We start from the raw sequence: 14,351 nt of genomic DNA, 5'->3' as shown, positions 1-14,351 counted from the left end.
CTTTCTGATGCCATTATTGTTGCAATTTATGCCCAGTCACCGCCGCGGAAGATTGGGACAATCTGGCCATCCTTGGTGATGCCGTCGACGTCCATCTGGTTCGACCCCATCATGAAGTCAACGTGGGTGTCGGCGTGGTTCAGGCCAACTTTTTCCTGTTCCTCTTCGCTCATCTCGACGCCGCCCTCAACGCAGAACGGGTAAGCCTCGCCGAGTGCCATGTGGTTGGAGGCATTCTCGTCGAAGAGGGTGTTGAAGAAAATGATGCCGGATTGTGAAATCGGGGATGGGTCCGGAACAAGGGACACCTCGCCGAGGGAACGTGCACCGCGGATCTCCAGCAGGCCGTCGAGGGTTTGCTGGCCCTTGTCCGCCTTGCCGCTGATGACCTCACCGTTCTTGAAGGTAAAGTGCATGCCTTCAAGGATGTTACCGGCGTAGGCCAGGGGCTTGGTTGAGCTGACCGTGCCGTCAATGCGGTGGTGGTCCGGCACCGTGAAGACTTCCTCAGTTGGCATGTTCGGCATGAAGTACTCACCGCGCGGATTTTCGGACCCCGCTGCCTTCCAGATGTGGTTCTGCGGCAGGCCCACGGTTAAATCGGTGCCGGGGGCGGTGTAGTGCAGTGCATCCAGCTGCAGGCTTGTCAGCCAGGTTGCCTTTGCGTCCAGCTTGGCCACGTGCTTGGCCCAGGCGTCTTCGGGACTGTCGTTGTAAATACGCGTGGTCTTGAAGATTTCATCCCACAGCTGGTCTTGCGCCGCTTCTGGGGTCGCTGCGTCAGGGAAGACCTTCTGGGCCCACTTGGGGCTGGCGGCCGCGAGGATGGTCCAGCTGATCTTGTTGGTGACAATGGCATTACTCAAGTTGGCGTAGGCCTTCTGGTGGCCGGCGTTGTACTGGGCCACCCGCTTTGCATCGATGCCCGCCAGGTTGTCGGGATCATCGCTCTTGATGGTGATGCGCTTGGCGTTTTTGGCAACCCAGTAATCGTATTGGGCCGCGACGAATGGTGGCTGGCTTGTCAGGCGGTCCTCATCGAGGTTGGCGAGGTCAAGGCGCTTGATGGTGTCGTCGGTCCACTGAACGTCAACCTCAGCGGCTCCGGCCTTGTAGGCGCTGGCCACGATTAGACGGGCGAGTGGTGCCTGGTCAATTGCGACCTGCACGTAGACGGTGTCGCCGGGTTTAACGGCCACGCCAGTTTCGACGGCGAGGTCGGCGTATTTCTTCAGGTTCTCGGCGAAGTTCGGTAATGTCATGTTGATGCCTCCAGAGTTGAATTTTGGTTACCTCAAGTTTAGCATAGCGGGGCCCAGAATGAACTTAAAAAAGCGTTTACGCATTTTGGGTCAGGTTTGGTCGAATTCTTGGCTGGAGCGAACCATTTGGGCAATATCGATAGAAGATTCGTGGTGCCAAATTAGGCGGCCAATTGTCCATTTGGTTATCTTAGTCGACCCTAAATTTTAACAAATTGCCATTTTTCGGACAAAAAGGGCGAATTATACGAAAAAATTTGCATTATGATTCGAAAATAGTATTGTTATCTTTCGTAGGTTTGTTAAAATACAATTAATAACGGTAAGTGTCCGGGGGGATGGCTTACCGCGAATTTATCCGGGGGGATTAACTAATGGCACGTCACAAATCCATCACGCGCGATCAAATTCTGAACGCTGCGTACAAGTTGGTTGTCGCGGAGGGCTTTTCGAAGTTCACCGCACGGAACATTGCTGCACAGATCGGCTGCTCCACTCAACCAATCTACCTTGAGTTCGACAATATGGCCGAATTGCGTAATGCAATTATGGACCGGATTAAGGCCGAACTCACCGAGAAGTTTTACAAGGTCTACACACACGACCCAATCATCGACATGGCGCTCACGTACATTGACTTTGCACTTGAGAACCACAATCTCTACCAGGCGGTCTTCGTTGAAGATCACTTCGGGGTTGATGACATGCGCCAGTTTGCAATTAGCGCTGCATTGAACCGGTTTGAGAGTCGTGAAGAGGCTAAGAACTTGTCGGCCACGCAAAAGAACAACATCATCACCGGGTTGTGGATTGTCGCAACTGGGATTGCCGATTTGATGACGTCCGGTTTCGTCTCGATGAGCCATGCGCAGATGATTGATATCCTGCAGACGGTTATCAATGTCTTCATTGAAAACGGCTCCTTGTCCGGCCACGCTGGCGAAGATATTATCGCTATGGCAATGGCACAAAACAAGTAAATGCAAAGGACTCCAGTAATGGGGTCTTTTTTAGTGCCCAAATTCGCGGTTTTTGCCCACTTTTAAGCAAAAGTTATCTTCGCAATAACGGTTGCATCGCAAAGTTTAGGGCTTAACAAAAGCTGTCAAGACACCGATGCAACGGCATTCGTCCCGGAATCCGCAAACGAAACAAGATTTCAGGTACTAGTGGCTAAACACGAAAAATAGGTGACAAAGTAGGCTTTAAACGAACAAAACGAACAAAGTGTTCATATAGAGCAGAATCAACAATAACATTTAACTTTGTTAACGGTTGGCGGCCGCGTGACGATTTGCTGGTCATATTTATGTTATCTATACGTTGTTTTATGTAAAAGCAGGGGGACAATCGACGTTTTCTCAACGTTTCATGTCCCCCTGAGGTGGTTCTACGGTTGTGCAAGCAACAATAGAAGATTGTGCGTAACTGTTATTATATTTTGACGCTATTTAGATAGTTCTGCCTGCTTATCGACAAGGCTCTGGGCGAATGCCTCAAGGTGCTCAATGTCTTCGGCTTCAGCGGCGAGGTCAATCTTGAGGTTTTCCGCGCCCTTGGTGGCTCCGGTTTGGGCAAATGCGTCGGCGTACATATCGACCGCGGTGGCGAAATCCTTGTAGAACCGGTCACCACTACCAGTCGTGCCGTAGACCTTGCCCGTCAGGTCGATTGACTGCAGCTCATCGTAGAAGTCCATGCCTTCTTCAGGAAGCAGCCCCTCGGCACCGTCGCTGTACGTGTATGCGGCCACGACGCAAATGTCCGCGTCCTGGAAGTCGCCGGCAACGGCCTGTGTGATCTCGGTTAATTCGGTCTCCACGCCGCGGTCTTCTAGGGCCTCCTGAACGATTTCGGCAATCTCCTGGGTGTTCCCCGTCATGCTCGCGTAAACAATTTTTGCAGTAGCCATTTTGTCCTCCGTTATCAATTATTGATAGTGATATTTTAGCATACAACGCAAATGTTGGTCGGGCTCAGGGAAGATAATTACACGTCCAGGACCGGGACAGCGGCAATAAACCTGTGGGGTGCTTGCTGCTTTGGCCGGGGCAATGTGACTGGTGCTTAATTATTGGGAGGCTTTGGTGTATGATTGATTAGGTGTTTTCAGAATCTATTCACGATGCGGTGCCACCCAGTTCAGGCTTCAGCGAACAACGTGGATGTGCACCGCGACGATGTGAAGATAAGTTAGTGTGCAGCATCTGCTGCGCACGCAGGAGGTCAAATTTTGATTACGATTAAGTCAGAACGTGAAATCGAGGGTATGCGTCGTTCCGGTGCCATCCTTGCCGGGATGCACATCGGTTTGCGCGATATCATTAAGCCCGGGATTTCTAGCTGGGAAATTGAAGAGTTTGCGGTTAAGTACTTCGCCGACCGGGATGCAATTCCCGCTGAAAAAGGTTTTGAAGGTTACAAATACGCAACGTGTGTGGCGGTCAACGATGAGGTTGCCCACGCGATTCCCCGCAAGGACCTCATTTTGAAGAACGGCGACATCGTCAAGGTCGACACCGTGGTCAACAAGGATGGCTACTTCAGTGATTCTTGCTGGACATACGCTGTCGGCGAGATTAGCCCAGAAGCACAGCGCCTCATGGATGTGACCAAGAAGGCTCTGTACCTCGGGATTGACCAGGCGGTTGTCGGCAACCGGATTGGTGATATCGGTGCGGCAATTCAGAAGTACACCGAAGAGGAGAATGGTTACGGCGACGTGCGCGACTTGATTGGCCACGGCATTCAGCCAACCATGCACGAGGCACCAAACGTTCCGAACTACGGTGTTGCCGGTCGGGGCTTGCGGCTGAAGGCGGGTATGACCATCACCATCGAACCAATGATTAACATTGGCACATGGCGTATCTCGGTCAAGGAAGTTCCCGATGGCGACTGGGAGTACTACACGAGCGCTGACGGTTCCCTTTCCGCCCAGTACGAGCACACCTTGGTCATCACGAATGACGGGCCAAAGATTCTGACCAGTCAGGATCCCGTTGCGGACGCTAAGTACCTTTAATTCGCGCACGAGCGGTTTTTAGGCTAAAATACAATAGGATTATAAGTGGACCCGGAGACTTTTCGGGTCCATTTACGTGTGTCATTCAGCAAAGCGGCCCCGCGGTGGGTGCGCCCAGCAGGTGACGGTTAGCGGCAAACAGAAGGACTAACGATGAAGAAGCAGACCTTTGTTGCCCGTGTTCGCAGGCACGAACACAGTGGCAATCAATTGGTACCAATTGCACGCCGGAAGATTAGTTTGAAGGCCAAGATGGTTTCGATCCTTGGCCTCTTTTGGCGCAGGTTGGGTGAATCCCAGATTAACGAAACTTCCGCCGCCATGGCGTACTACGCGATTTTGTCGTTGTTTCCGACGATGCTGTTTGCCATCAACGTGGTTGCCCACATCAACATCGATTTTTCGGGTGCCCGCGAAATCATCGACCAGCTAGTGCCGGAAAACGTCGTGAACACCATTTTGCCGATTGTGCATGACCTGCACGTCAACGCCAGCACAACCTGGCTGTCCGTTGGGGCAATTGTGACCCTCTGGGCGGCGAGCTTGGGGTTAGCCGCCCTGCGCAACGGGTTTAATCGGGCGTACGGAATCACCCGCAGCCCGCAGAACTTCATCGTTAGCCGCATGGTGGCAATGGTGATGATGGTCGTGCTGCTGGCGGCGGTGGTGGCCACGATGGTTGCCTTCGCCTTTGGTCAACAGTTCCTTGAATGGCTGATTGAGCAATTGAACTTATCCCCGGTTTGGCTGGCCACCTTCCAAACTTGGCGGTGGCCGATTGCCGTGGCCGTGCTGTTTGTCGTCTTGGTCATTGTCGATTTCTACCTGCCGAATGCGCGCATGCGGTTCTGGACCGTTCTGCCTGGGGTGGTCATCACCGGGGCTGGTCTGCTTGGGTTCACGCAGGTCTTCTCGATTTACATTCGGTATTTTGGTCAGCGATTCACCACGTACGGGACACTGGGGGCGTTTATCGTCATTTTGCTCTGGCTGTTCTTCATGTCCTTCATCGTGACGCTCGGCGTGGTTGTCAACTCGATTATCAATGAGACGTTTTACGGCCGCGCCCAAGCTGTGGGGAGCAAGGTGTGGTCAGCGGTTGGCCGCCTGGTGCGCCGGGTGATTGACCTTGTGCAGGCGCGCAAAACATCACAGAATGGTTAAATTTGGGGTGTGACGCGGGCTTTTGCCTAGCACGGCTAATTGGAAGTAGTATAATTTGTTTCTTGGAGTGTAATAGCACTAATTATGGATTCTGTGGAAGGGGTTTGGCAGTTTGGTAACAGCGAAGGCGCCGGGCAAATTGTATATTGCCGGTGAGTATGCAGTGGTGGAAACGGGGTTTCCCGCAATTTTGGTTGCACTCAACCAGTTTGTGACCGTCACCATTGAAGACGCGGACCAATATGGAAGTATTATCAGTCACCAGTATCAGGAGAACTCGCTGTACTGGCGGCGCGATGGGGATGAGCTGGTCTTCGATAACCGCGACAACCCGTTCCACTACATTCTCTCCGCAATTCGGTTGACCGAAAAATACGCGCGTGAATGTGGCTTGCCCCTTGGTCTGTACAATCTGGAAGTTGATTCGGACCTAGATTCCGACGACGGTAAAAAGTACGGCCTAGGGAGTTCCGCGGCGGTTACAGTGGCCACGGTCAAGGCACTGAACGAGTACTACAACCTCGGCATGGGCCCCGAGAACGTCTACAAGCTGGCGGCCATTGCGCACCTTGATGTTCAGGGTAACGGCTCGCTGGGCGACATCGCAGCCTCCGTGTATGGCGGCTGGCTGGCATACCAGTCATTCGACAAGGAATGGCTGGCCTCTGCCCGGCGCCGGCACAGCCTGACTGATCTGCTGCAAATGCCATGGCCCCAATTAAAAATTGAACTGTTGGATGCACCGGCCGAGATGCGCCTCATGATTGGCTGGACAGGTTCACCTGCGTCAACTTCGCGGCTCGTTGACAAGATTGCCGATGCCAAGAGTGAACAGTGGGGCGAATACTCCAGGTTCCTCGATGGCAGCCGCCAAGTACTTGAGAAGATGGTCCAGGCCTTTCGCGACGGGGATCTTACCGGTATCCAGGATGGGCTGCGGGCGAACCGCGTTTTGCTTGCAAGCCTGGCAGATTTGTCCGGTGTCCAGATTGAAACCCCAGCACTGACCAAGTTGCGCACGCTCGCTGAACAGGCGGGGGGCGCGGCGAAGTCGTCTGGTGCCGGTGGTGGGGATTGCGGCATCGTCCTCATCAACAAGAATATTGATACCACCAACCTTTTGGCCCAGTGGACGGCAGCACAAATTGAACCACTGCCACTGCGGGTCCACGAGGTGTCCGAATCCGAGTTCCATAAGGTTCAGGGGTAGGTCATTTAGCTGACGTGTAGACGTTGGCTATTTTTGTGCGGAAAAGTGGGGCCCTCACCAGCGTGGAGGATGGGTTTTTGCTTTGTTTCTGAAAACGGTCAATAGCGAACTTGAATTCAATGAAAGTAGCACTTACTAACACGTGCTGTTATGCGGCATGGTAGCGTCAAGGCATGGTGCATGGCCACTGAAAAATAACGAAAAACTGTGTCGAGCTCGTTGCAAGTTATCTTTTTGCCTACCAGCGCCGCGTCGAATCGGTTAAAATGGAATTATCAATTGTTACGGGAAACCGCACATAAAAGGAGAATGTCCAATGAAGGTACGTAAAGCTGTCATTCCTGCTGCTGGGCTGGGAACACGATTCTTGCCTGCAACCAAGGCACTTGCTAAGGAAATGTTGCCAATCGTTGATAAGCCAACGATTCAGTTCATCGTTGAGGAAGCCAAGAAATCTGGGATTGAAGACATCCTGATTATCGAAGGGAAGAACAAGCGGTCAATCGAAGACCACTTTGACTCCGCTCCTGAACTGGAACAGAATCTTGAAGCCAAGCACAAGGATGCCCTGCTGAAGATGGTCCACGAAACGACCGATATCGGGGTAAACCTGTTCTTCGTTCGTCAGCCATACCCACGTGGTTTGGGTGATGCGGTGCGTCTGGCTAAGTCCTTTGTTGGTGACGAACCATTTGTCGTTATGCTCGGGGATGACCTGATGGAAGACAAGGTGCCACTGACCAAGCAGCTCATTGACGAATACGAACGGACGCACAGTTCAATTCTCGCCGTTAAGCGCGTGCCGCACGATGAGGTTTCCGCATACGGGGTGATTGACCCAAGTGCAGAGGTGCACCCAGGTTTGTTCAACGTAAGCCGGTTTGTGGAAAAGCCTGCCGTCGAGGACGCACCAAGTGACCTGGCAATCATCGGCCGTTACCTGCTCACTCCAGAGATTTTCGACATTCTGGACAAGCAGAAGCCGGGTAAGGGCAACGAAATTCAGCTCACCGATGCCATCGATACGCTGAACAAGACTCAGCGCGTGTTCGCCCACGAGTTCACGGGTTCCCGCTACGATGTCGGTAACAAGTTCGGCTTCGTGCAGACGACCATCGAATACGGCTTGACTCACCCAGAAGTTAAGGACCAACTGCGCCCTTACATTCTGCAGCTTGCCAAGGAATTGGCCGCTCAAGACGCAAAGGCGAAGACTAAGACCCAAAAGTAACGCGAGGCTTCAGGGTACGACCATAATTTAGAACAAACAAAAATCGCCGTGAACACAAGATGTGTCCGCGGCGATTTTTGTTTGTTCTAGTATTTGGCGAAGAAGCGTTTCTTCTTGATTGGTGTTTGCCGGAAACGTTGCACTGGATCCCCGTTGACCAGGGCTTTCGCGTTGTTTTCGAAGGTGTCCGCGTACTCAGCACCGTGTTCCTTGGTTAAACGGCGGAACGCGGCGCTCATTTCGTAATCGCGATTCTTCAGGTGGTGGGCGTCTGAGGCAAAGACGTGCGCGAGGCCATTGTTGATGATGTCGTCAGCGAAGGCCTGCACACTCTTGCCGAAAGTACCCACGTACGAGCTGGCCGTGACCTGGCTGTAGCAGCCCCGGTTGATGAAGTCGTAGAGGAGCTCGGGGTGCGCCATGAATTTTTCGTTGCGCTCCGGGTGAACAATGACGGGGGTGATGCCGCGCTGCATTACTTGGAACAGCATGTCGGTTGCGTAGGTGGGGATATCATCATGCGGGAACTCAATCAGTATGTAGGTCCCGTTTTCGTCCGTGGTGAGAATGTCTGCGTTATCGATGGCGCTCAGCAGGTCGCCGCTGATGTGGACCTCTTGGCACGGGAAGACGGTGAGGGGGATGCCGGCTTTGGTCAGCTCCTCCTGGAAGGCGTCCGTGCGGTTAATCACGTCCTGCGCGTGGTTCATGTACCGGCCGTTCATGTGGTGCGGCGTCATCAATGCGTGGGTAATGCCATCCGCAACGGCGGCGCGTGCAAGTTCTAGTGAATGCGCCATCGAGCTGGATCCGTCGTCAATGCCTGGCAAAAGGTGGCTGTGTACATCAATCAATGTTTATTCCCCCGATATTTTTTCGTTAATAGGGACATTATACGCCACGAACGGGCGGGGACAAAAGGCGGACGTTGGGAAAGTGGGTCCCGTAAATGATGAATTTTTTGTAATCTTTCAATTATTTTTCTACATAAGGTTGAAAGTTTCACTGCACAACTGGCATAATTAACGCGGTAATGCCGAAAATCAATGGGGATAACGGCGGATATGCAGATATTTTTACATTAATGTTACTAACATGGGGTTATTTAACGCTGGGGTTACCAATCTCGGCATACTTCACGGTATAATGAATTGACAATATTTGAACACATTGGAGAATACTTACGATGAAGAAAATCATTTTACGGGTTTTGGCGGTCTTGCTGGTGGCTGTTGTTGGGGTTGGCGGCTACTTCTACTACCAGGTCCACCACACCGCGTCTGAGGTTTATTCTTGGGACAAGAAGAAAAACAAGACTTCAGACACGAAGACCGGCGAAGGCAAACCAGTCACCTACCTGCTTATGGGGACCGATACTGGTGCCCTTGGGCGTAGTTACAAGGGTCGGACCGACACCATGATTGTGATGGTTCTGAACCCGAAGACCGACACAACGACCATGGTTTCCATTCCGCGTGACACCAAGATTGATATGGATGGCGTCCCAGTCAAAATCAACGCGGCATACTCATACGGTAGTTCCGATTCCGCGGTTAGCGCGGTTGAAAACCTGATTAACGTGAAGATTAACGGTTATCTGCTCGTGAACATGGGCGGGCTAGAGAAGCTCGTTAACGCGGTTGGTGGGGTGACGGTTACGTCGCCACTTTCCTTCACCTATGAAGGCAAGACATTCAAAAAGAACCAAACTTACCAGTTGAACGGTGCAGACGCACTGAAGTTCTCCCGGATGCGTTACGATGACCCAGATGGTGACTATGGCCGTCAGCGCCGGCAGCAACTTGTCATTAGTTCAATTATCGGCAAGCTGAAGGATAACCCTTCAAAGGTGCTTAGTGGTAGTTTCTTGGACGCGGTAAGTGAAAATATCCGGACGGACGTTTCACTTAACTCAGTCAAGAACCTTGCGCTCAAGTACAAAGAAGCAGCTGGTAACATCAAGATGGATCAGATGCGTGGGACCGGCAAGCGCATCAACGGGTCAGACTTCCAGATTCAATCCAGTAAGGAAATTGCCCGTGTGCACAAGATTTTGAACGACGCGGCTAAGTAGGCTTTGCACCGCAGTCGAATAGAAGAGGATGACAAACCGTCACGATTGACGGTTTGCCATCCTCTTTTTTTCTGGGCGCCGTTGCGGGAAGTTATGTGCCAGTGTCGTAATTTTTTTGCTTGAGTGAGTAATTGCTTAGGACCACTGACGACCAGCTATAATGCATATTTGCAGAAAATATATTACTTAGGACAACATAACTAAATCCCGGACGTGGCGCCATTTAGCCAACAACTGGTTATATAATAACGCTGGTGCTTGCAGATATTACTTCAGGTGCTATGATGGTTACTGTAAATTGTCTTGCAATCCAGGGGTTAGGTCAGGATTGAACGTAGCGGACACCGTACTGACTTTGGGTGCGGCGTCCCGAGCAAGCACGCTGCCGAATGTGGGTGATTTGGACCGTGAGTAATTATTGCGGACCTTTCAAGTTTACAAAGGCCAGCGTGCCGCGAAAAATTCTGTGAGGTGGAACAGATGAAGAAACGCAAGATGACTCTTGCTGAACAAATCAACTTAATCCGTGCTGGAGTAATGGGTGCCAACGATGGGATACTGTCAGTTGCCGCGATTGTTCTGGGTGTGGCGGCCGCGAACACGAGCAACGCGACCGTGTTGCTTGCGGGGATGGCGGGGATGCTCGCCGGAACCATTTCCATGGCGATGGGCGAATATGTTTCCGTTCACGCGCAGCGCGACGCCGAAAAGCGGGCGATTGCGGACGAACAGGTTCGGCTCGCAGTGAATGCGGATGGCGAACAAGAATTTGTCATCAACAAGTACATGGAAACAGGCATCAGCCGCGACCTCGCGACCAAGGCGGTAAATGAAATGTTCGCGACGGCGCCACTGAACACGGCGGTGCGTGAACGCTACAACATCGACCCCACAGCCACCACGTCGGCAGTTGGCGCCGCGATTACGTCCATGATTTCGTTCCCACTGGGTTCCCTGCTGCCAATGCTCATGATTACGCTGGCACCGGCAGAGTGGCGCATAATGGGCACGATTGGCGCGGTGATCGTTGCACTGGCGATTACGGGCTCCATCGCCGCCAAGTTGGGTAACGCCAATGCGCTGCGGGCCACGGTCCGGAACGTCATTGCTGGTTTGATTACGATGGCTGTCACGTACGGTGTTGGCCACCTGTTTGCACGTTAGGGGGCGCAACATGGCAGATACAACTGAAAAAGTGGTAAAAAAAGAACAGTCACTAGCGATGCGGGCCAACACGTTGCGTGCCGGTGTGCTCGGGGCCAATGATGGTATTTTGACGGTCGTCGGGGTCCTGTTCTCAGTCGGGGCGGTGACCACCAACTCCTTCACGCTGTTCATCGCAGGCCTGGCTGATCTCCTGGCCGTGGCCTTCTCCATGGCCGGCGGGGAGTACGCCAGTGTTAGCTCCCAAAAAGACACCGAGGCGTCGGCGGTTGCCAAAGAGTCAAAATTACTGGAGACCAACTTTGCCGAAGAGCGCGAGGCGGTTATTGCCGACTATTCAAACCGAGGCGTGAGCAAGGCGACTGCCGCCGAGATTGCGGACGAGTTGCTGGGCAGTCAGCCACTGAAGACGGTGGTCGGGGTCAAGTATGATCTGGACCCGAATGAGCTGATGAACCCATGGATGGCAGCTATTGCTAGTCTAATCTGTGCTGCCTTGGGTGGGGCGTTGCCGCTGCTTGCACTGACGTTCCTGTCCGGGATTATGCGATGGATTGGGACGATTATCGCCACGGTCATTGCCGTTGGGCTAACCGGGCTGTTCTCGGCGAAACTTGGACACGGCTTTGTGCGGGCGGCGGTGGTGCGCAACATCATCATCGGCATCATCACCATGTTCATCCACTACGGCGTCGGCAGGCTGTTCTAGCAGCTGTCGCTGTCCGGCAGCGTAAGTGGTTTTGATGAGCTAGACCAATGAGGAGGCTCCGCGTTGTGGGGTTTGGCCTCCAGGTCCGGGCTGGGCCTCGGGTGTGCCGCCCAGCCGTGGCAACAAGAATAGAGGTTGTGACGACCGCGGTTTTTGCGGTTGGCACACCCTCTATTCTTGTGGGAAAAATTTAGATTTGTGTGAGGAGCTGTCAGGTCTGAATTACAAGATGAAACGAGCGTAAACATGCTAAGTATCGTACACACCTAATACTAACTGCGACGATGCAAAGCTAAATTTTTAGTCTGGAGACGGCGCTTTTCCGGCTCCAGACGACCGCCACAGCGACCACGGCGAAGCACACCCGAGGCCCAGCCCGGACCTGGAGGCCAAACCCCACAACGCTCCGCTGGATAGAAAGTGACATCCAGTTGCCTCGTATCGGTAGACTATATATCTTCTATGAAGCGTGATGGATTCCGGTATGACAGTTATTTCTGTTTTATACGGTGCCGTTGTAAGATTTATATTCTAACCACGTTGTAGCGACTGGGCGGGGTCGGTGCGCGTGTAGTGCGGCTGGGATTTTCCTGTGAAAGCTATGGTGAGAGAAGACCGGTGAGGGTTTTGCATCGGGCTTCTCCACACCATAGCCGGCAAAAATTAAGACCCGCTAGGAGAACAAGGTTTCCCAGCAGGTCTTAACAATACGTATTAAGTTTGTAACCCGAAGAGCGGGCATGCGGGGCTCAATTTTTAGGTTGAAGACCAGGTTTTGGGGGCTTCAACCGGCCGCACGGAAAATCCCAGCCGCACGGAACGCGCACCGGCCCCGCCCAGTCGCGGCCCCTATACCACTCAGCAACTCATACCACCAAAACGACTGACGCTGCCGGACAGCATCAGTGCTTAGCTGATTCATCGTGGCAGAAACGGATTTTGCTGGTGGGCTCTCGTGTTGGTGTTTGTGAGCCACTGTGCGCCGCCTAAGCTGAGCCACACCTGGTGGTCGGTAGTTGTCTGTGCGGCCGCAAAGACGCGCCAGAAGGTTCCCTGGGGCAGGATTGCGGGTAGGGGCACGTTACTGGCGGGGGACTCGTAGACTTCTTTTTCAGTCAGTAGCTCAACGTAGGCAACATCCGGCAACTTAATTGGGACGACCGGGACAATGTGGTAGGTGAAAGTAATCACACGGACGTGTTTTGTGAACTGGCCGCTAATCTGAGCGTCACCTTGAACCAAGCCCTTGAAGTAGTTCAGGCACGATGCCGTGTAGTCCGCGTCAAGTGGTCCCGTGAGATGTTCCGGTGGGCACAAGAGCTGGCCGTCCTGATCGCGGTGGTACACGATTACCGGGGCACCGTTGACCCGCACGTAATAGAGGACAATGGTCAGGCGCCGTTTGGGGAAGGTGGGCGTAAAACCAACAATGCGGGCGAAAATCCAGTCTTCTAGCTGCGGATAATTGAGTGCGAGCCGTTCGCCTGGGTGGCCGCTAATCATGGTTGGATTGGCAATCCGCTTGCCGGTATCCGCATCGTGGTAATCAATGCGCACGCGAATGCGTCTGCTTTTGCGGACCGGCCGTGGCTGGCGCATTTGAACGTGCTGTTGCTCAGGCTCGTTAGGTTGGTCAGACTTTTGCGGTACTGGCCGCATTTGCTCAATTGTTTTGGCTGAATCTGGCTTGAGGTTAACCGCAGCGGGTTCAACTGGTGTCTGCCGAATATTAATTTTCTTATTGCGGTGAACGTGACGACGGTGCCTAATCGAGCGCGGGGACTCGGGACGTGCACGTTGCCACAAGTAATCAGATATTTGCATTGCACATTCCCCAAATGCCCAGTGGACATTGCTTTCTATGAAATAATCGGTGGTGCTTAATCGTAAAATATATGTACGTCAGTCGGTCAGTATGCGAAAATACACACTAAAATAATCCGCGCCACGCGAACTATTTTAGTGTGTATCCCGGCAGATAGTTTAGACTGACGCTGCAGAACTCTCAGGGGTACGAATCGTTACTTCAGCTAAGTGCCGCGAACGAAGTACCTTGACATCCTTGATGCCCTTTCCAGCTAATTCCTTTAAAGTAAAATCTATCTCACCATTCTGGATGTTACGACGTTCGTTAGTGAAGAGTACTTCTTGGTGGTGTGGCGATTCCGTAAAGACGACCGTCGTCTGACCCAGGGAGTAGACTTGCACGAGCTGAGCGTTGGTGTTCGCTAACTGTTGCGAGACTAGGTGTGCGTATGAGTTGGTGACATCGATAAGCCGCATCGTGTATCAGTCCTTTCGATTCCTTTGTATATGTTAAGTATAAGGTAACGCGGACCGACTTTCCAGTTTTTTTGTAATCGGATTCACTAATGTGGACAAGAAGTGGTGAACACCTGCACATGTGGATTGGAATTGGCAGTGGGGCCCATGTGGTGGAAGCCGGTCCGGCCAATTCTCTTTTTAATTTAGATGATTATGTGCACACCTTTTTGATTATTGCGCACAAAAA

General features: G+C 52.6%; 13 protein-coding genes. 8 read left to right on the top strand and 5 right to left on the bottom strand.

Features of this window, described 5'->3' with window-relative positions:
• Nucleotides 1-26 precede the first annotated feature (26 nt).
• On the bottom strand, nt 27-1,262 hold the full coding sequence (locus tag EKN00_RS01005; protein WP_127848275.1) for an aminopeptidase: 1,236 nt from the start codon (nt 1,260-1,262) through the stop codon (nt 27-29).
• Between the two features lie 374 nt (nt 1,263-1,636).
• Here EKN00_RS01005 and EKN00_RS01000 point away from each other — a divergent pair, with 374 nt between their 5' ends.
• On the top strand, nt 1,637-2,242 hold the full coding sequence (locus EKN00_RS01000) for a TetR/AcrR family transcriptional regulator (protein ID WP_127848274.1): 606 nt from the start codon (nt 1,637-1,639) through the stop codon (nt 2,240-2,242).
• A gap of 467 nt (nt 2,243-2,709) precedes the next feature.
• Here the strand turns inward: EKN00_RS01000 and EKN00_RS00995 are convergent, their stop codons facing one another.
• A complete protein-coding gene (locus tag EKN00_RS00995) occupies nt 2,710-3,174 on the bottom strand; it encodes a flavodoxin (protein ID WP_127848273.1) in 465 nt (154 codons plus the stop codon).
• 321 nt (nt 3,175-3,495) lie between these two features.
• Here EKN00_RS00995 and map point away from each other — a divergent pair, with 321 nt between their 5' ends.
• From map to galU, 4 genes are all read left to right on the top strand, one after another.
• Nucleotides 3,496-4,287, top strand: coding sequence for a type I methionyl aminopeptidase (gene map / locus EKN00_RS00990; protein ID WP_127848272.1), 792 nt, complete (start codon nt 3,496-3,498; stop codon nt 4,285-4,287).
• Nucleotides 4,288-4,440: 153 nt separating this feature from the next.
• The gene (locus tag EKN00_RS00985) at nt 4,441-5,451 is read left to right on the top strand and encodes a YihY/virulence factor BrkB family protein (RefSeq protein ID WP_127848271.1); all 1,011 of its coding nucleotides are present in this window, start codon (nt 4,441-4,443) and stop codon (nt 5,449-5,451) included.
• 112 nt (nt 5,452-5,563) lie between these two features.
• Nucleotides 5,564-6,661, top strand: coding sequence for a phosphomevalonate kinase (locus tag EKN00_RS00980; protein WP_127848270.1), 1,098 nt, complete (start codon nt 5,564-5,566; stop codon nt 6,659-6,661).
• Nucleotides 6,662-6,977: 316 nt separating this feature from the next.
• Nucleotides 6,978-7,892, top strand: coding sequence for a UTP--glucose-1-phosphate uridylyltransferase GalU (gene galU / locus EKN00_RS00975; protein ID WP_127848269.1), 915 nt, complete (start codon nt 6,978-6,980; stop codon nt 7,890-7,892).
• Between the two features lie 86 nt (nt 7,893-7,978).
• Here galU and EKN00_RS00970 read toward each other — a convergent pair whose 3' ends face one another.
• On the bottom strand, nt 7,979-8,746 hold the full coding sequence (locus tag EKN00_RS00970; protein ID WP_127848268.1) for a tyrosine-protein phosphatase: 768 nt from the start codon (nt 8,744-8,746) through the stop codon (nt 7,979-7,981).
• 332 nt (nt 8,747-9,078) lie between these two features.
• Here EKN00_RS00970 and EKN00_RS00965 point away from each other — a divergent pair, with 332 nt between their 5' ends.
• From EKN00_RS00965 to EKN00_RS00955, 3 genes are all read left to right on the top strand, one after another.
• Complete coding sequence (locus tag EKN00_RS00965) at nt 9,079-9,966, top strand: LCP family protein (protein ID WP_127848267.1); 888 nt, start codon at nt 9,079-9,081, stop codon at nt 9,964-9,966.
• Nucleotides 9,967-10,446: 480 nt separating this feature from the next.
• Nucleotides 10,447-11,130: a VIT1/CCC1 transporter family protein gene (locus tag EKN00_RS00960; RefSeq protein ID WP_127848266.1), complete on the top strand. Its 684-nt coding sequence runs from the start codon at nt 10,447-10,449 to the stop codon at nt 11,128-11,130.
• 10 nt (nt 11,131-11,140) lie between these two features.
• Entirely contained in the window at nt 11,141-11,839 is a 699-nt protein-coding gene (locus tag EKN00_RS00955; RefSeq protein WP_127848265.1) for a VIT1/CCC1 transporter family protein, read from the top strand.
• 918 nt (nt 11,840-12,757) lie between these two features.
• Here EKN00_RS00955 and EKN00_RS00950 read toward each other — a convergent pair.
• A complete protein-coding gene (locus EKN00_RS00950; protein WP_127848264.1) occupies nt 12,758-13,663 on the bottom strand; it encodes a MucBP domain-containing protein in 906 nt (301 codons plus the stop codon).
• Between the two features lie 159 nt (nt 13,664-13,822).
• Nucleotides 13,823-14,122 (bottom strand): DUF1827 family protein, encoded by a 300-nt coding sequence (locus tag EKN00_RS00945; RefSeq protein WP_127848263.1) that lies wholly within the window; start codon nt 14,120-14,122, stop codon nt 13,823-13,825.
• Between the last annotated feature and the right edge of the window lie 229 nt (nt 14,123-14,351).

The organism is Lacticaseibacillus hulanensis (genome assembly GCF_004010095.1).
In the GTDB taxonomy this organism is placed as follows: domain Bacteria; phylum Bacillota; class Bacilli; order Lactobacillales; family Lactobacillaceae; genus Lacticaseibacillus; species Lacticaseibacillus hulanensis.
This window is presented reverse-complemented; position numbering and strand designations above follow the sequence as displayed.

Excerpts from the sequence above, each read along its gene's own strand:
- EKN00_RS01000 (WP_127848274.1), top strand. The coding sequence starts at position 1,637 with ATGGCACGTCACAAATCCATCACGCGCGATCAAATTCTGAACGCTGCG.
- EKN00_RS00965 (WP_127848267.1), top strand. The coding sequence starts at position 9,079 with ATGAAGAAAATCATTTTACGGGTTTTGGCGGTCTTGCTGGTGGCTGTT.
- galU (WP_127848269.1), top strand. The coding sequence starts at position 6,978 with ATGAAGGTACGTAAAGCTGTCATTCCTGCTGCTGGGCTGGGAACACGA.
- EKN00_RS01005 (WP_127848275.1), bottom strand. The coding sequence starts at position 1,262 with ATGACATTACCGAACTTCGCCGAGAACCTGAAGAAATACGCCGACCTC.
- EKN00_RS00945 (WP_127848263.1), bottom strand. The coding sequence starts at position 14,122 with ATGCGGCTTATCGATGTCACCAACTCATACGCACACCTAGTCTCGCAA.
- EKN00_RS00995 (WP_127848273.1), bottom strand. The coding sequence starts at position 3,174 with ATGGCTACTGCAAAAATTGTTTACGCGAGCATGACGGGGAACACCCAG.
- EKN00_RS00950 (WP_127848264.1), bottom strand. The coding sequence starts at position 13,663 with ATGCAAATATCTGATTACTTGTGGCAACGTGCACGTCCCGAGTCCCCG.
- EKN00_RS00960 (WP_127848266.1), top strand. The coding sequence starts at position 10,447 with ATGAAGAAACGCAAGATGACTCTTGCTGAACAAATCAACTTAATCCGT.
- EKN00_RS00955 (WP_127848265.1), top strand. The coding sequence starts at position 11,141 with ATGGCAGATACAACTGAAAAAGTGGTAAAAAAAGAACAGTCACTAGCG.
- EKN00_RS00985 (WP_127848271.1), top strand. The coding sequence starts at position 4,441 with ATGAAGAAGCAGACCTTTGTTGCCCGTGTTCGCAGGCACGAACACAGT.